Origin of the sequence: Bacillus tuaregi (assembly GCF_900104575.1) — a bacterium.
Taxonomy (GTDB): domain Bacteria; phylum Bacillota; class Bacilli; order Bacillales; family Cytobacillaceae; genus Bacillus_BD; species Bacillus_BD tuaregi.
The window spans coordinates 22283-38334 of record NZ_LT629719.1 but is presented as its reverse complement, the minus strand read 5'-3'; the positions used below and the strand labels follow the sequence as shown (position 1 = coordinate 38334).

General features: G+C 41.9%; 20 protein-coding genes. All 20 read left to right on the top strand.

All coding sequences use genetic code 11. The features are described 5' to 3' along the window. The first annotated feature begins 42 nt into the window (after nucleotides 1-42). The 20 genes from BQ5321_RS24325 (at nucleotide 43) to BQ5321_RS00290 (ending at nucleotide 16038) form a co-directional block, all read left to right on the top strand. Nucleotides 43-207, top strand: a complete 165-nt coding sequence (locus BQ5321_RS24325; RefSeq protein WP_187143705.1) for a hypothetical protein — start codon at nucleotides 43-45, stop codon at nucleotides 205-207. Continuing rightward, nucleotides 194-538: a hypothetical protein gene (locus BQ5321_RS00385; protein ID WP_071392689.1), complete on the top strand. Its 345-nt coding sequence runs from the start codon at nucleotides 194-196 to the stop codon at nucleotides 536-538. Before BQ5321_RS24325 ends, BQ5321_RS00385 begins: the two co-directional genes overlap by 14 nt. Continuing rightward, a complete protein-coding gene (locus BQ5321_RS00380) occupies nucleotides 535-1722 on the top strand; it encodes a DUF2800 domain-containing protein (RefSeq protein ID WP_071392688.1) in 1188 nt (395 codons plus the stop codon). The genes BQ5321_RS00385 and BQ5321_RS00380 overlap by 4 nt, the downstream gene beginning before the upstream one ends. 17 nt (nucleotides 1723-1739) lie before the next feature. After that, a complete protein-coding gene (locus BQ5321_RS00375) occupies nucleotides 1740-2288 on the top strand; it encodes a DUF2815 family protein (RefSeq protein WP_071392687.1) in 549 nt (182 codons plus the stop codon). Nucleotides 2289-2293: 5 nt separating this feature from the next. Beyond that, nucleotides 2294-4243 (top strand): DNA polymerase, encoded by a 1950-nt coding sequence (locus BQ5321_RS00370; RefSeq protein ID WP_071392686.1) that lies wholly within the window; start codon nucleotides 2294-2296, stop codon nucleotides 4241-4243. Nucleotides 4244-4265: 22 nt separating this feature from the next. Next, nucleotides 4266-4445 (top strand): hypothetical protein, encoded by a 180-nt coding sequence (locus BQ5321_RS00365; RefSeq protein WP_139187730.1) that lies wholly within the window; start codon nucleotides 4266-4268, stop codon nucleotides 4443-4445. Beyond that, entirely contained in the window at nucleotides 4429-6834 is a 2406-nt protein-coding gene (locus BQ5321_RS00360) for a virulence-associated E family protein (protein WP_187143704.1), read from the top strand. The genes BQ5321_RS00365 and BQ5321_RS00360 overlap by 17 nt, the downstream gene beginning before the upstream one ends. Before the next feature lie 252 nt (nucleotides 6835-7086). Continuing rightward, a complete protein-coding gene (locus tag BQ5321_RS00355) occupies nucleotides 7087-7365 on the top strand; it encodes a PDDEXK family nuclease (protein ID WP_071392684.1) in 279 nt (92 codons plus the stop codon). Continuing rightward, nucleotides 7362-8744 (top strand): DEAD/DEAH box helicase, encoded by a 1383-nt coding sequence (locus BQ5321_RS00350; RefSeq protein WP_071392683.1) that lies wholly within the window; start codon nucleotides 7362-7364, stop codon nucleotides 8742-8744. Before BQ5321_RS00355 ends, BQ5321_RS00350 begins: the two co-directional genes overlap by 4 nt. A gap of 18 nt (nucleotides 8745-8762) precedes the next feature. Next, nucleotides 8763-9194, top strand: coding sequence for a DUF1492 domain-containing protein (locus BQ5321_RS00345; protein WP_071392682.1), 432 nt, complete (start codon nucleotides 8763-8765; stop codon nucleotides 9192-9194). 199 nt (nucleotides 9195-9393) lie between these two features. Next, nucleotides 9394-9747 carry an HNH endonuclease gene (locus BQ5321_RS00340; protein ID WP_071392681.1) on the top strand — a complete coding sequence of 118 codons (354 nt, stop codon included), beginning with the start codon at nucleotides 9394-9396 and terminating at the stop codon, nucleotides 9745-9747. Between the two features lie 343 nt (nucleotides 9748-10090). After that, on the top strand, nucleotides 10091-10528 hold the full coding sequence (locus BQ5321_RS00335; RefSeq protein ID WP_071392680.1) for a helix-turn-helix domain-containing protein: 438 nt from the start codon (nucleotides 10091-10093) through the stop codon (nucleotides 10526-10528). Further along, the gene (locus BQ5321_RS00330; protein ID WP_071392679.1) at nucleotides 10518-11762 is read left to right on the top strand and encodes a site-specific DNA-methyltransferase; all 1245 of its coding nucleotides are present in this window, start codon (nucleotides 10518-10520) and stop codon (nucleotides 11760-11762) included. Before BQ5321_RS00335 ends, BQ5321_RS00330 begins: the two co-directional genes overlap by 11 nt. Nucleotides 11763-11834: 72 nt before the next feature. Next, entirely contained in the window at nucleotides 11835-12032 is a 198-nt protein-coding gene (locus BQ5321_RS00325) for a hypothetical protein (protein WP_071392678.1), read from the top strand. Between the two features lie 6 nt (nucleotides 12033-12038). Beyond that, entirely contained in the window at nucleotides 12039-12353 is a 315-nt protein-coding gene (locus BQ5321_RS00320; RefSeq protein WP_071392677.1) for a DUF6329 domain-containing protein, read from the top strand. 125 nt (nucleotides 12354-12478) lie between these two features. Further along, a complete protein-coding gene (locus BQ5321_RS00315; RefSeq protein WP_071392676.1) occupies nucleotides 12479-13231 on the top strand; it encodes a hypothetical protein in 753 nt (250 codons plus the stop codon). Further along, entirely contained in the window at nucleotides 13224-13463 is a 240-nt protein-coding gene (locus BQ5321_RS00310; protein ID WP_071392675.1) for a hypothetical protein, read from the top strand. Before BQ5321_RS00315 ends, BQ5321_RS00310 begins: the two co-directional genes overlap by 8 nt. A gap of 266 nt (nucleotides 13464-13729) precedes the next feature. Continuing rightward, complete coding sequence (locus tag BQ5321_RS00300; protein ID WP_071392673.1) at nucleotides 13730-13945, top strand: hypothetical protein; 216 nt, start codon at nucleotides 13730-13732, stop codon at nucleotides 13943-13945. A gap of 73 nt (nucleotides 13946-14018) precedes the next feature. Continuing rightward, a complete protein-coding gene (locus tag BQ5321_RS00295; RefSeq protein ID WP_071392672.1) occupies nucleotides 14019-14501 on the top strand; it encodes a phage terminase small subunit P27 family in 483 nt (160 codons plus the stop codon). After that, the gene (locus BQ5321_RS00290) at nucleotides 14494-16038 is read left to right on the top strand and encodes a terminase large subunit (RefSeq protein ID WP_071392671.1); all 1545 of its coding nucleotides are present in this window, start codon (nucleotides 14494-14496) and stop codon (nucleotides 16036-16038) included. The genes BQ5321_RS00295 and BQ5321_RS00290 overlap by 8 nt, the downstream gene beginning before the upstream one ends. Nucleotides 16039-16052: the final 14 nt, after the last annotated feature.

Sequence of the window (16052 nt, the reverse complement as noted above, 5' to 3'; positions counted from 1 at the left end):
TAATAAGTGAAGGGCATTATCGAAGACGAGGAGGTGAGCGTGATGACAGCTCAAGTAAAGCAACAAGGTGTTAACAAAGATATGCAGGAAGAGATGGTTGGGGTCCTTACGGCTATCAGTATTGTTTCTAAGAGACTAGCAAATCGACTAAGCCAGCTTGATGAACAAAATGAAACGAAAGGAGAAAAGGTAAATGAGCAAAATTAAACTCGCTCTTGATGTTGTGACGGATTTACGTAATTTAGCAGGAAGTATTGAAACCTTGGTGTTTGCATTAGAAACGAATCAAACGGACTCTGCAACTCCTGTTGAGAAGAAACAAACGAAAGAAAACAAGGAACCTAAGAAACCAGCACAACCTCCGAAAGCTAAGCTTCCAACATTGGAAGATGTCAGAGCAAAACTTGCAGCACTTTCGCAAGATGGCAAACAGGTGCAGGTGAAAGAGCTAATTACGAGTTTTGGGGCAAAGAAATTAAGTGACATCTCAGCTGAAAAGTATCCAAAGCTTTTAGAAGAAGCGGGGAAACTTGGATGAAAAATACGGGAGTTGGATCTGTGAATCATTCAGAAAGAGCTCATGCGAGTTTAAGTGCTTCTGGTGCGAGTCGCTGGTTAGCTTGTCCACCAAGTGTTCGGTTGTCAGAACAGTACGAAGAAACGGCAAGCGTCTTTGCCAAAGAAGGTACATTCATGCATGAGCTGTCAGAGCTCTATTTGTCTCATGAACTAAAAAACATAACAAAAGCACAGTTGAACAAAAAGCTGAAGCAGATGAAACAAAGTGAATTTTATAACACAGAAATTGAACAGGCTGTAAAAACCTATGTAGATGTTGTTACTGAAAAGATGAACGAGGCTAGGGCATCTAGCAAGGATCCGCTCATCCTTATTGAGGAAAGGGTAGATTTTAGTCTCTATGTTCCAGATGGATTCGGAACCGGGGACGTATTACTGATTTATGGTGATAGATTAGAAGTTATTGATCTTAAGGGTGGGAAAGGTGTCAAGGTTTCAGCAGTTGAAAACCCACAAATGCGACTGTACGCTTTGGGTGCATTAAACAACTTTGGTGTACTCTATGATACTCAGAAAATAATGATGACCATTGTGCAGCCAAGGTTAGATAATATCTCCACTGATGAAATGCAGGTCGAAGAACTATTGGAATGGGCAGAGAATGAGGTCAAGCCCAAAGCGGAGTTAGCATTTAAGGGTGAGGGTGACTTCATGGCTGGCGAGCATTGCCGCTTTTGTAAGGTGAAAGCGACTTGTAGAGCGAGAGCAGAAGAAAATCTGAAACTTGCTTGTATGGATTTTCAGAAGCCTCCCTTACTGACAGATGATGAAGTAGTAGAAGTGTTAACTTCCATTGATCAGCTGCTGAGCTGGGCAAAAGATGTACAAGAATATGCATTTGCTATGGCGATGAATGAAAACAAGCAATGGCCAGGGATGAAACTGGTCGAGGGTAGAGGTAGCCGTAAGTATAGTGATGAAAATGCAGTAGTTGAGACACTTACTACTGCAGGATATGACAGTGATGTGATTTATAAGAAATCACTCAATACGATTACTACTCTAGAAAAAGAGTTAGGTAAAAAAGCATTTCAAGAGTTGCTGGGGTCGCTTATTACAAAAGCACCGGGCAAGGTCAAGCTCGTACCAGAAGAGGACAAGCGACCAGAAATAAAAGCTTCACCTGAAGCAGATTTTCAATAATGAGGAGGAAATAAGTTATGGTAAAAATCACAATTGGAACAAAGGAAAACCCAGTACGGTTCAGTTATGCAAATGTACATCAAGCAGTCAGCGTTAATGGAAGTGACCTGAAGTATTCAGTAAGTATCATTATCCCGAAGTCGGACAAGAAGACCATCAAAAAGGTTAAAGATGCGATTCAAAAAGCGACTCAAGAAAACAAGGACAAGTTTGGCGGCAAGGTGCCTTCGAATTTGAAGACGCCCCTGCGGGACGGTGATGTGGATCGTGAAGATGATGAGGCATATGCGGATTCCTATTTCATTAATGCCAACAGCAAGATTAAACCAGGAATTGTCGATGCGGATTTGAATCCAATCATGGACCAAAGTGAGTTTTACTCGGGCTGCTATGGACGTGTTAGTTTGACCTTTTATGGGTTTAACGTCAATGGAAATCGCGGGGTTGCTGCAGGGCTTCAAAACATTATGAAGACGGATGATGGAGACCCACTTGGTGGCCGAAGCAGTGCTGAAGCTGATTTCGGCGATGATAGTGACGACGATGAAGATGACATCTTAGGTTGATGTCTATGAAACTCTTATCCATTGATATAGAAACTTACAGTAGTGTAGACCTCATTAAATCTGGGGTCTATGCCTATTGTGAATCACCTGATTTTGAAATTCTTCTCTTTGCTTATGCCGTTGATGATGATGAGGTACAGATCGTTGATTTAGCATCTGGCGAAGAGATACCAGATGACATTTTAAAAGCAATGATGGATCCAGCTGTGATAAAGACAGCTTACAATGCCAATTTTGAAAGAACTTGTTTAGACAAACACTTTCACCAGCCGATGCCGCCAGAACAATGGCGGTGTTCATCGGTTCATGCTTTAATGCTTGGTTTGCCTGGTTATCTCGATGGGGTGGCGAAATGCCTTAGGTTGAAGGATCAGAAAATGAAGGAAGGGAAAGCTTTAATCCGTTATTTTTCTGTTCCTTGTAAACCTACCAAAGTGAACGAGGGAAGGACACGGAATCTTCCAGAACATGATTTGGATAAGTGGGTTACTTTTAAGGATTACTGCAAACAGGATATTGAGGTTGAAAGACAAATCCGAAAGAAACTAGAGGCTTTTCCCATTTCGAAGGTTGAACAGAAGCTTTGGGAGTTGGACCAGAAAATAAATGATGAAGGTGTTCTTATTGATTCAATTCTTGTTGAGAATGCTCTTCGAGCAGATAAGGAATTTCAGGACAGATTATTCGAGGAAGCAGTTCGTTTAACAGGACTTGAAAACCCGAACAGTCCGGCACAGTTGAAAGGCTGGTTGCTGAAGCAAGGGATAGAAGTCGATAGCCTTGCGAAGAAAAATGTAGAAGCATTGATGGGTGAAGTGGAAAATCCAGAGGTAAAGCGGCTGTTGGAATTAAGACAAGCAATGTCCAAAACATCGGTAAAGAAATACGAAGCGATGGAACGATCCATCTGTTCTGACCAAAGAATTAGGGGGTTATTGCAATTTTATGGAGCAAATCGTACAGGGCGCTGGGCTGGCAGGCTCGTTCAAATTCATAACCTTCCAAGAAACAGTTTAATAGATTTACAGATTGCAAGGGACCTATTGAAATCAGGAGTCTATGAAGCCTTGGAGCTTCTTTTTGAAAGTGTATCGGACGTGTTATCACAATTAATTCGAACGGCATTTATTCCATCAAAGGGCCATCGTTTTGTTGTAGCAGACTTTTCAGCAATTGAAGCTAGAGTGATTGCATGGCTTGCGGGCGAGCGTTGGCGGATGGATGTGTTCCAATCCCATGGGAAGATTTATGAAGCCTCTGCTGCACAGATGTTTAAAGTACCCATTGAAACCATCGATAAAGGTAGCCCGCTCAGGCAAAAAGGGAAAATTGCTGAATTGGCTCTTGGCTACGGTGGCTCTAAAGGGGCGTTGATGCAGATGGGTGCTTTAGATATGGGCCTGACTGAAGACGAACTTCCGGAGTTGGTTTCTGCTTGGCGAGAGGCTAACCCAAATATCGTGAAACTTTGGTGGGGCATAGAAGCGGCAGCAATTAAAGCTGTGAAGGAAAGAGCAGTAGTAAAGATGCAGTATGGTCTTACTTTTCATTACACCAAAGGGATTTTATTTATCACACTTCCATCAGGTCGTTCACTTGCTTATGTAAGACCCAGAATCGGGGTGGACGAGCGTTTTGGAAAAGAACAGCTTACGTATGAAGGAACAGAGCAAGGCTCCAAGCAGTGGGGGAGGATTCCTACTTACGGTGGCAAACTTACCGAGAATATTATTCAAGCCATTGCTAGAGATTGTCTGGCTGTATCAATGCTTCGATTGGATGAAGCAGGATACCGCATTAATTTCCATGTCCATGATGAAGTCATTCTTGATGTTCCTATCTCTACTGGGTCAATGGAAGAAGTCGAAAACATAATGGGGCAATCGATTGATTGGGCACCTGGTCTTCCTCTTGGGGCGGATAGCTTTGAAACCTTCTATTACAAGAAAGATTAAATACGGACAGGAGCGATGGCAATTGGCTGACATGGATACAGTGAAATTTCTAATGGCCTTAAAACGGTACAAAGATGTGCTACCAAAACAAACAATGAAAACATTAAAAGGCCAGGCTCTTTCCGGTGATGTGGAGGGAGCCAAAAAGGGCCTAAAGACCGTGCTACGTAGGAGGGTTGGTAGATGTGAAAGAGCTCAGTGAAAGAAGAAGCCACAGTATAAAACATGATGGAAATCTTACGATTGCAACCGGAAGAAACAGAAAAGAACTGAACTGGAAAAATCGGGATATGCTATGGTCTGAGGTGGTTCAGAAGCTAAGTAGCACGATTCGAACTCATGAAACGTATGAGGAATATAAAAAGCTTTCTAAATCAAAACAGGATGAGATTAAAGATGTAGGTGGCTTTGTAGGTGGTACTTTAAAGGGTGGCAGAAGAAAGCATGACAGTGTAGTTTGGCGACAAATTGTTTCCCTTGATGCTGACTTTGTGAAAGGGGACTTATGGGCATCTGTTGAGACCATGTTTGGCTATGGGTGCGCCATGTACTCTACTCATAAACACCATCCGAAGAATCCAAGGTTAAGACTAGTCATTCCGTTATCCAGACCAGTTACCGCCGATGAATATGTACCAATTGCAAGAAGGATTGCTGCAGATCTTGGAATTGACTTTTTCGATGATACCACCTATCAAGTACATCGGCTGATGTATTGGCCTTCGACATCATCTGATGGAGAATTTGTCTTTAAAGTACTAGACGAGCCATGGATTGATCCAGATGCTGTTTTGGCAAGATATCCAGATTGGCGGGATTCTTCCTATTGGCCGGAAAGCTCGAGAACCGTTCATGAACGAAAGAAGCTAGCGGATAAACAAGGAGATCCAAAAACTAAAGAAGGAATCGTCGGTGCATTTTGCCGGACGTACTCTGTCGTGGATGTGATTGAGAAATATTTAAATGATATTTACGTCCCTTGTGAGGATCCGAACCGTTACACGTATTCAGCTGGTTCCACAGCCGGTGGGTTGGTGATTTACGAAGATGGCGACTTTGCGTACTCTCATCATTCTACTGACCCTATTGGTGGAAGGCTTTGTAACGTATTTGATTTAGTTCGTATGCATTTATTTGGTGACCTGGATGAAACGGTGAAAGAAGGAACACCAATCAATCGATTGCCTTCGTATAAGGCCATGGTGGAAGAAGCGTTAAAGGATAAGCAGGTCAAACTGACTCTTGGTAAAGAACAGTTAAGTCTTGCTGCAGATGATTTTGAAGATGAGGATATGGAGTGGCTTACAGAACTAACAAGGGACCAGAAAGGAAATATCGTCTCGAGTGCACCGAATGTCATCCTCATTCTTGAAAATGATCCAGTTTTAAAAGACCGAATCGCTATGAACGATTTCGTACATCGGGTGGTTATAAAAGATGATTTGCCTTGGCGAAGTGCTGAAAGAGGAGAATATTGGTCAGACACTGATGATGCTAGTTTAAGAAATTACCTTTACTCCATCTATGGCATTAAAGGAGCGGGGGTTATTGCTGACGCTTGGAGTGAAGTGGCGGTAAAGTATGCCTTTCATCCGATTAAGGAATATTTAAACGGACTTGTTTGGGATGGCCAGGAGCGGATTGAAACCTTACTGATAGATTATCTTGGTGCTGATGATAATGAGTGCGTCCGAACATTTACTCGAAAAATTATGCTTGCAGCAGTGACAAGGATTTATAGACCGGGTGCCAAGTTTGATTACTGTGTTGTCCTTGTTGGCCCTCAGGGTGTGGGGAAGAGTTACATTATTAAGCTTATAGGCAAGGAATGGCACTCGGATTCCTTGATTACTGTGAAGGGCAAAGAAGCCTATGAACAGCTTCAGGGTGCATGGATTTTAGAGATGGCCGAGCTGACGGCAACAAAGAAAGCAGACACGGAAGCAGTAAAGCATTTTATTTCCAAATCCGAGGATACCTTTCGGGTCGCTTATGGCAGACACAATGAAACGTTCAAGCGGCAGTGCGTGTTTTTTGGAACCACCAATGATTATGATTTTTTAAATGATCCTACCGGGAACCGCCGCTTTTTACCCATAACGGTTAATGGTGGCGGTAGGAAAAACATGTGGGATGATTTGACGGAAGAGGAAGTGGATCAGATTTGGGCGGAGGCAAAGGTGCTGTATGAAAAGGGAGAGACCTTGGCTTTGAGTAAAGACATTGAAGAAAAGGCTTATGAACTTCAGGCTGCTCATACTCAGGAAAATCCGATTGCAGAAAGCATTCGAACTTATCTAGAAACAATGGTGCCAACGAACTGGTATGAACTAGATATTGGCTCAAGAAGAGCTTATTTGCATATGGACCAGCAGGGTGATGAATCAAGTAAAAAAATGAAGCTAACTAAGGTGTGTGCTCAGATGGTTTGGGAAGAACTTTTCCAAAAGGATGTATCCATTATGACCAGATATGATGCCAAAGAAATTAATATGATCATCCAACATACACCTGGCTGGAAAAGGGTTAGTACGATTCGTTTTGACAATAGTTATGGGACACAACGGGGATTTCGAAGAGAAGAATTGTAAACACGTAAACTTTGAAATTATTTTATTGTTTACAACCAACTCCTTATATCCTCTATCTATATACTTTGTAAACATGATAAACAACTATAACTATATAAGAAGAAATAGAGAATAACATATATAACCTATACACCCTAATAGCCATATATGTATAGATTAACTATTTTTATGTTTACTTGTTTACGAGAAGGTTGAAAGCATTATGAATACGGCGTTTTGACTGTAAACATTTATTTTAGGGGTGACCGATAGATGAATGAAGTGAGTGTAGAACAAAGGCTAAAAAGGAAAGTGAACGAACATGGTGGGTTGGCTTTAAAACTTGTGTCGCCCGGTTTTGCAGGTGTGCCAGATAGGTTGGTGCTCTTTCATGGATCAAGAGTTGCCTTTGTAGAATTAAAGGCACCAGCTAAAAAGCTACGAGCATTGCAACGAAAAAGGAAAAAACAACTGGAAGCATTAGGTTTTAAAGTTTATAAGATTGATAGTTATGAGGCAGTCGATCGATTGCTAGAGGAGATGGTTCTTTGAAATACAAACCATATCAATATCAAGCTTATGCCACTCAGTGGATTATTGATAAAAAGAAATCAGCTCTTTTTCTTGAGATGGGAATGGGGAAATCGGTGTCAACGCTGACTGCAATTTTGGAACTGATGTATGACTACTTCGATGTGGCAAAAGTGCTTGTTATTGCTCCGATCCGAGTGGCAAGTACCACTTGGGAGGAAGAAGTGGAAAAGTGGGACCATTTGAAAGAGCTTCGAATTTCCAAAGTGCTAGGAAGTGAAAAGCAAAGAGTAGCTGCTTTATATAATAAAGCTGACGTCTATATCATCAATCGAGAAAACGTCACCTGGCTAGTGAATTTGTTTGATGCCGACTGGCCTTTTGACATGGTGGTCATTGATGAGTTATCAAGTTTTAAATCTTCCAAAGCACAACGGTTTAAGTCTTTAAAAAGGGTGAGGCCATTTATTAAAAGATTGGTTGGACTAACAGGAACTCCAGCACCAAACGGTTTGATTGATTTGTGGCCACAGATTTATTTACTGGACGGTGGGGAACGATTGGGGAAAACAGTCACTGGTTACCGGGAAAAATACTTCCTTCCAGATAAGCGAAATCAAATGATGGTCTACACTTGGAAGTTAAAAGATGGAGCGGAAGATACCATTTATGAAAAGCTCTCTGATATTTGCGTGAGTATGAAGGCCAAGGATTACCTTGAGTTACCTGGAAGAATGGACAATGTGATACCTGTTGAATTGCCGAAAAAGGCAAAGGAGCAGTATGACCAATTAGAAAAGGAACTTATTTTATCGATTGAAGAAGCGGATGTGTTAGCTGGATCCGCAGCAGTACTGGCGAATAAGTTATTACAAGTAGCTAATGGTGCTGTTTACGATGAGGATGGAGATGTGAAGCATATTCATGATGAAAAGTTAAAAGCTTTGGATGAATTGATAGAAGCTGCAAGTGGAAAGCCAATGCTAGTGTTCTATGGGTACCAACATGATAAGGACAGGCTTTTACATCATTTAAAGAAACTAAAGCCGAGGCTCCTTCAAACAGACCAAGACATTAAGGACTGGAATCAAGGAAAGGTTCAAGTTTTATTAGCCCACCCAGCATCAGCTGGTCATGGGCTGAACCTTCAAATAGGTGGAAATATCATCGTTTGGTTTGGTCTAACCTGGAGCCTCGAACTCTACCAACAAGCCAATGCAAGACTATGGCGGCAAGGTCAAAAACAAACGGTCGTCATTCATCACATCATTGCAAAAGACACGATTGATGAACGAGTGATGAAAGCATTAGAAGATAAGGATGTGAGCCAAGCTGCACTGATTGAAGCAGTCAAGGCACGAATGAACCAATACAAAGAGGGTTTGCCACATGGATTGTAAAGACAGGAGGAATTGCCGGTGAACGCAAAAGAATATTTATCCCAGGCTCTTCAGCTTGATCAGAGAATAAACAGTAAACTTGTACAAGTTTCGATGTTACGAGACCTTGCTTTGAAAACAACATCCGTCCTTCAGGATGACAAAGTCCAAAGTACAAAACAGCAATCACCAATGGAAAGTGCCCTCGTTAAGTTAATGAGCCTTGAGGAGGAAATCAATGACGACATTGATCATTTGATTGATTTAAAACGTGAGTTGGCTACCTTCGTTTCTGAAATACAGAATCCCTCCTACCGACTACTTCTTGAGCTTCGTTATCTTAGTGGTAGTACATGGGAAGAAGTCGCTGCCATCATGGGGTATGATGTACGATGGGTTTATCGCTTGCATCGGAAAGCGTTGAAAGAAGCAACGGAACGATTAGAAAGTAGCCCGGTGGAATGCATATGAAAAAGAAGATTATTCACAACACCCTTGGAGGATCAGTTCCTTTAAGGGTTTTTGTTTGGAATTAAAAACACGCCATGAAAAGCCATTATAAGCCACCCCATCTCTGTGATAGAGTATAAGCTATAGAAATAGAATGATACAGCCCTTGGAGGACAAACCTTCGGGGCTTTTTTAATAGGATTAAACGGAGTTGAGAGTAATGCCAATGAAACCAAAGAAGCCGTGCAAACACAACGGTTGTCCTTTGTTAACGGACGACAAGTACTGTGAGTTTCATGCGAAGCTTCACGTAGATGATAGAGCTAATGCAAACGAGCGTGGTTATGATAGCCGTTGGAGGAAGGCAAGCAAACGGTTCTTGAACGCCCACCCTCTTTGCAAACACTGTGGGCAGAAAGGAAAGCTGACTCAAGCAACGGTGGTAGATCATATCAAACCTCATCGAGGAGACCAGAAACTGTTCTGGGATGAAAGTAACTGGCAACCTTTGTGTAAGAGGTGTCACGATCGGAAGACGAGAACAGAAGATCAGTTTCCTGTTTATTCTTTTTGACGGGCCTAGGGGGTGTAGAATCTCTACAACCTTTTATACGGCGACCGCGCGCCCCCTTCACGTGAATTTTCGCGGAATTAAACAAGGGGGGTTACTCTTGACGGCCTGAATAAGGGTTTCACCTCAATAGTGATAAGGGTTTAGGTACCTTTAGATTTTGCGAAAAGGTTCGATTTAGGAAATGACAAAAGCGGTGTTCAGCCATTGCCAGGACTGGGTTTTAACAGTCTTAACCAAAAAATGAAAAAGAGGATGAAACGCATATTTTAGCTTGCTTAATAGCTGATTAATGCGTTTTTTTATGCCCTTTTAAATACTGTTTACGCAGAAAGGAGTAGGAGTGATGACCGAAGCCGAGAGACAACAAATCTATAACTTGCGGCTTAAAGGTGTTGGATATAAAGCGATCGCTGCGGTATTGGGAAAGTCTCGTGATACTGTACGTATCTTTTGTAAACAAAATGGTCTAGACGGGGATGCAAAAGTTGTTGCATTAAATGTGAAAGAACAAATGAAGAACCATGTACTCTGCTCCTCCTGCGGTAAACTCCTTAAACAAAAGGGACGAGGTAGGATTCGGAAGTTTTGCTCTGATGAATGCCGCCGAATATGGTGGAATGAAAATCCCCAAGCGAGAACGAAAAGAGAAACAGCTATTTATAACTATATGTGTCCACAATGCGAGAAAACGTTCAGTTGCTACGGAAACAAGAAACGAAAGTTCTGTAGCCATGATTGTTATATCAAATATAGATTTTGGAGTGAAGAAGATGGAGTTTAATAAACTACCGATTGATGATTTAATTCCTGCGAGTTATAACCCCAGGAAAAAGCTAAAGCCGGGGGACAGTGAATTTGAAAAGATTAAAAATAGTATTGAGCAATTTGGTTATGTAGAACCTGTCATTGTCAATCAGGATATGACGGTGATCGGTGGGCACCAAAGAATCACGGTCTTAAAGACGTTAGGGTTTACAGAAATAGACTGTGTAGTTATCGATATTGATAAGACAAAAGAAAAAGCGCTTAATATTGCTTTGAATAAAATCAGTGGTGAATGGAACAAGGAATTGTTAGCGGACCTTATTCAAGATTTGCAGTCTTTGGACTATGATGTTTCGTTTACCGGTTTTGACCCACCAGAAATCGATCAGCTTTTTAATGAGGTACATGATAAAGATATTACGGAAGACGATTTTGATGTTGAAAAGGAATTAGCTGAACCAGCTATTACCCAAAAAGGTGACGTATGGTTACTTGGTAGGCATCGTTTAGTTTGTGGGGACAGTACAGATCCGGAAGTTTATCAAGTTCTCATGAATGGGCAGAAGGCAAATCTTGTCGTAACGGACCCGCCTTACAACGTCAATTACTCTTCACAAGCAGGTAGTATCCAGAACGATAACATGAAAGATGAAGAGTTTTATAACTTCTTACTCAAAGCCTATAAGAATATGGCTGCTAGTATGGAAAAGGATGCATCCATCTATGTGTTCCATGCGGATACGGAAGGTTACAACTTTAGAAAGGCTTTCAAGGATGCAGGCTTTTACTTATCGGGTGTTTGCATCTGGGCCAAGCAGAGTCTGGTTCTTGGAAGAAGTCCATACCAATGGAAACATGAACCGATTCTATTTGGTTGGTTAAAGGAAGGTAAACATAACTGGTACGCCGATCGTAAGCAGAGCACTATCTGGAACTTCGATAGACCGTCGAAGAATGCTCTTCACCCAACGATGAAGCCGGTTAACTTGTGTGCCTATCCGATTCAAAACAGTAGCATGAGCAATTGCATCGTGCTGGATCCTTTTGGCGGGAGCGGGTCTACTCTTATGGCTTGCGAACAAACCAACCGAATCTGCTATACGATTGAACTGGATGAAAAATACGCAGATGCAATTGTCAAACGGTATATCGAACATGTTGGAACGGATGCGAATGTTTATCTGGAAAGAGACGGAGAGAAGCTATCGTATTCAGATGTTCCTAAACCTGTATTAGATGAAATATTATAGACGAACTAAGTTGCTATACCCCAGGTATGTATGGCAATATGCTACTACCTTGAAGAGATTGGAGGCAGAGTGATGGAAGAAAACCATAAACCAACAGTCAAACTTATTGGCGAAGACGGCAATATATTTTCTATTCTTGGGAGAGTGAGCAGAACACTAAAAGAAGATGGGAAAGAAGAACAAGTTAAAGAAGTAAGTGAGCGGGTGATGGCATCCAACTCCTATGGTGAAGCCCTCCAAATCATCATGGAATACGTTGAGGTGGAGTGATGGTTAATGAAAGCATTGTTTGGAAGGAAAGTTAGTAATCTAGCGGAGCTGAAGGAAATCACTAAAGAAGCCATTAAGCAAGGACAGCAAGGTCAAACCTACATCGTAACAAAAGAAGTGGAGTTAGAAGATAAGGATTTTCATAACTTTGCAAATGACTTCTTTAACGACCAGCCTTGGATCACTGAGGAAGACGGTGGAGTGAATCAGAACCGAGAGGCACGCTGCATTAGAGTGATCGACAAAGATACGGGTGAAACAGTTTTAGTGAACAGCGAAGGCTATAGTTATCCAAGATATACAGCAATTGAAAACGACTAGAGTGGGGCCTTAACGGGCCTTTTTCTATTGATCTATAAATATACGCATTTTGGTCAGGAATGACTTGCTATTACTTGTGTTTAGAGTGATATATGTACTACACCAAAACACAGGAGGTAGTGAAAATGGATCGAAAAGAAATGGTTAAAAAACTAGGAGAATTTTTAGGAGTGAAACCCAAGTATCTAAACGTTCCAACCTTTGCCTACGAAATTATAACCGAGGATGAAACCTACACCATTGATAGGCAGGGCACGATTACAAACTCAGCCGGAGAAGTGAAAACCTTTGAAGAGATAACTAATCCGCCAGAGCCTGAAGAAGAAAAAGGTGAGGAACAGCCTGCGGTTCTTGATTTGGATGGGATTGAGGTAACGCTCCCGCTTGAGGGCCACACGGGAAACACATTAAGAAACCTAGTAAACATGCTTTATAGCAAACAGCACCTGATCATGATGGCATTTGAAACAACCAAGCCGCTGATGGATGAAACCTTCCCAGAGGATTTGAGCGAAAAGGAAACGAGTACCTTTGAAGAGTTTAAGAAGGCACTTGATGAACTTGGCCTTGAGAGAATCTCGGGCTTAGCTTTCGATTTTGAAAATGAAACATTGACTATCAAACTAGCAGCGCAAAACTTGGATTCAGAGAAAATGGCAGCCTTTCAAGACCTCGCAGCATTCATCAACCAAAATGCCAAAAAGCAAAAGCGAGCCACTTTCAAACGAGCTCAGGATGACAATCCGAAATATGCATTCAGGACTTGGCTGATTCGACTTGGGATGAATGGCCCTGAGTACAAAACAACGAGGAAGGTACTGCTCAAAAACCTTGAAGGAAGCGGAGCCTTTAGAAAGGTGAGTGAACCGAATGAATGAGCAAATCTATCAAGCAATGATACAGGGGCTTAAGGCAACCATCATTGAAAAAGAGGTTGTCCTTGGTGAAGCGGATGCTAAAGAAGTTGTGCTTAACATTCTCGACTTGCTAGAGGAGCTGGATCAATTTTGGAACAGTGAAGAGGACTTGGATCCGAACGCTAGTGTCCTTGAAACATTCATTGGGGAAACAAGGAAGAAGTACAGTTCTGAGGTGAAGCAAGATGGATAAGTTTTTCTCACAAACACATTGTGATCGATGTGGCGGTAGCTTAAAAAGCGGACGGATTATGTCCATGTACAATACCGATTGCATTTGCTTAAGCTGCAAAGATAAGGAATATAAGCGGGCCGACTATGGTGAGGCAGTTAAGGCAGAACATAGGGAAATTAAAAAGGGGAATTACAATTATAAAGGCATTAAGGGCGATAATTAACTTGATAATCCCTGTGTTTAGAGTGATGTATAGACTACCAAAACACAGGGAGGTTGTTTGAATGACCAGAGATATGGTTCAGATGCTACAAGGGAATGTTGATGCAGTGAGAGGGATGGAACTTTTACTTCAGCAAAAGCGGGATCTAGAAGCAGCGGGATACCAAGAAAATGAGATGTATCTTTTGCCGGGAATGCTAATCCTACAACTTGAAGATGGGGAAGTACGCTGGATGGTTTTTGAGGGAGAATTCAAGATGGAAATATGGAAGAACTAAGCGAATGAATCAATTGGAGTCTATCAGGAGGTAGGCTCTTTTCTTATGCCAAATTTGAAAGGAGGTGGCGCCTGTGGCTCAACGTGGAAGGAAACCAAAGCCAACTGCACTGAAGGCATTAGAAGGCAACCCAGGGAAGCGAGATCTGAATCAGAAGGAACCGAAGCCTGAAAAGAAAGCACCAAGATGCCCATCATGGTTGGAACCTGAGGCCAAGAAAGAGTGGCGAAGAATGGTCAAACAACTAGAGCAGTTAGGAATCCTGACTGAAGTAGATATGGCTGCCTTTGCTGGATATTGCCAAGCCTATGCAAGATGGAAAGAAGCAGAAGAGTTTATCACCAAGCATGGAACCATTGTCAAAACCCCTTCAGGATATTGGCAACAGGTGCCGCAGGTTTCCATTGCCCAGAGCTATTTAAAAATTATGAATAAGTTCTGTGAGCAGTTTGGATTAACTCCTTCATCACGGACTAGAATTGTGGCGGATAAACCAAGCGATTCAGAAGACCCAATGGAATTTATGCTCTTTCAAGGTGGTGGTAAGGGTGTATGACGAGGAAAAGGCAAAGCATGCCGTTAACTTTATCAACTGCCTAAAGCATACAAAAGGTCAGTGGCGAGGGGTTCCTTTTGATCTTTTGCCTTGGCAGGACAAAATCATCCGAGATGTATTTGGTACGGTCAAAGAAAATGGCTATCGGCAATATAATACAGCTTATATTGAGATTCCGAAGAAAAATGGAAAGAGCGAAATAGCTGCTGCCGTAGCTTTATTGATGACTTGTGCTGACAATGAGTGGGGAGCAGAAGTTTATGGTTGTGCTTCTGACAGACAACAGGCATCGATTGTTTTTGACGTTGCAGTGGAGATGGTGGATCAGTCGCCAGCCCTTAGGAAAAGATTCAAGCCTATCATGTCAATGAAACGGTTGGTCTATAAACCTACTAATAGCTTTTATCAGGTGCTTTCAGCAGAGGCATATACAAAGCATGGTCTTAATGTTCACTCGGTTGTCTTTGACGAACTGCATGCCCAACCGAACCGAGAGCTATTTGATGTTATGACAAAAGGTTCTGGTGATGCCCGACTTCAGCCGCTGTTCTTTTTAATCACGACAGCAGGTACAGACCGAAATTCAATCTGCTATGAAGTGCATCAAAAAGCGGTAGACATCATCGAGGGAAGGAAGATTGACCCTACATTCTACCCAGTCATTTACGGAATCAAAGACGACGATGATTGGACTGATGAAAAGAACTGGTATAAGGCCAATCCATCATTGGACCATACCATTGACATAGAGAAAGTTAGAAATGCATTTATTAGTGCAAAGGAAAATCCAGCGGAAGAAAATATCTTCAGGCAACTGAGGCTGAATCAATGGGTGAAACAATCCACTCGTTGGATGCAAATGGAGAAATGGGATGCTTGTGATGAGCCTGTTGATTTTGACAGCCTCCGGGGAAGAGAGTGTTTTGCTGGGCTGGACCTTTCAAGCACAACTGATATTACAGCTTTTGTATTGGTTTTTCCACCAAGAACAGAAGATGAGAAATTCATTGTTCTCCCCTACTTTTGGATACCAGATGAAAACCTGAAAGTAAGGGTTAGGAGAGACCATGTTCCTTATGATATTTGGGAAAAGCAAGGATATATCAAAACAACAGAAGGAAATGTCGTTCATTACGGATTCATTGAGGCTTTCATTGAAGAACTAGGTACGAAGTACAACATTAAAGAAATTGCTTTTGATAGATGGGGTGCTGTACAGATGGTCCAGAACCTTGAAGGAATGGGCTTCACCGTTGTTCCGTTTGGACAAGGGTACAAGGATATGTCACCAGCATCAAAAGAATTGATGAAAATAACCCTTGAGAAAAGAATCGTTCATGGTGGAAATCCAGTTTTAAGATGGATGATGGATAACATCTTTGTTAAAACAGATCCTGCAGGAAACATAAAGCCCGATAAAGAGAAAAGTACAGAACGTATTGATGGTGCTGTTGCTTTGATTATGGCACTGGACCGAGCGATTAGGAATGAAAATAGAGAAAGTGTTTATGATGGTCGAGGGATTTTAATCTTATAAATCACAGCCATTTG

Bases quoted from the DNA above. Each gene is read 5' to 3' on its own strand.
- BQ5321_RS00340 (WP_071392681.1), top strand. From the start codon at position 9,394: ATGCCAATGAAACCAAAGAAGCCGTGCAAACACAACGGTTGTCCTTTG.
- BQ5321_RS00385 (WP_071392689.1), top strand. From the start codon at position 194: ATGAGCAAAATTAAACTCGCTCTTGATGTTGTGACGGATTTACGTAAT.
- BQ5321_RS00370 (WP_071392686.1), top strand. From the start codon at position 2,294: ATGAAACTCTTATCCATTGATATAGAAACTTACAGTAGTGTAGACCTC.
- BQ5321_RS00330 (WP_071392679.1), top strand. From the start codon at position 10,518: ATGGAGTTTAATAAACTACCGATTGATGATTTAATTCCTGCGAGTTAT.
- BQ5321_RS00325 (WP_071392678.1), top strand. From the start codon at position 11,835: ATGGAAGAAAACCATAAACCAACAGTCAAACTTATTGGCGAAGACGGC.
- BQ5321_RS00310 (WP_071392675.1), top strand. From the start codon at position 13,224: ATGAATGAGCAAATCTATCAAGCAATGATACAGGGGCTTAAGGCAACC.
- BQ5321_RS00300 (WP_071392673.1), top strand. From the start codon at position 13,730: ATGACCAGAGATATGGTTCAGATGCTACAAGGGAATGTTGATGCAGTG.
- BQ5321_RS00320 (WP_071392677.1), top strand. From the start codon at position 12,039: ATGAAAGCATTGTTTGGAAGGAAAGTTAGTAATCTAGCGGAGCTGAAG.
- BQ5321_RS00355 (WP_071392684.1), top strand. From the start codon at position 7,087: ATGAATGAAGTGAGTGTAGAACAAAGGCTAAAAAGGAAAGTGAACGAA.
- BQ5321_RS00335 (WP_071392680.1), top strand. From the start codon at position 10,091: ATGACCGAAGCCGAGAGACAACAAATCTATAACTTGCGGCTTAAAGGT.
- BQ5321_RS00315 (WP_071392676.1), top strand. From the start codon at position 12,479: ATGGATCGAAAAGAAATGGTTAAAAAACTAGGAGAATTTTTAGGAGTG.
- BQ5321_RS00380 (WP_071392688.1), top strand. From the start codon at position 535: ATGAAAAATACGGGAGTTGGATCTGTGAATCATTCAGAAAGAGCTCAT.
- BQ5321_RS24325 (WP_187143705.1), top strand. From the start codon at position 43: ATGACAGCTCAAGTAAAGCAACAAGGTGTTAACAAAGATATGCAGGAA.
- BQ5321_RS00375 (WP_071392687.1), top strand. From the start codon at position 1,740: ATGGTAAAAATCACAATTGGAACAAAGGAAAACCCAGTACGGTTCAGT.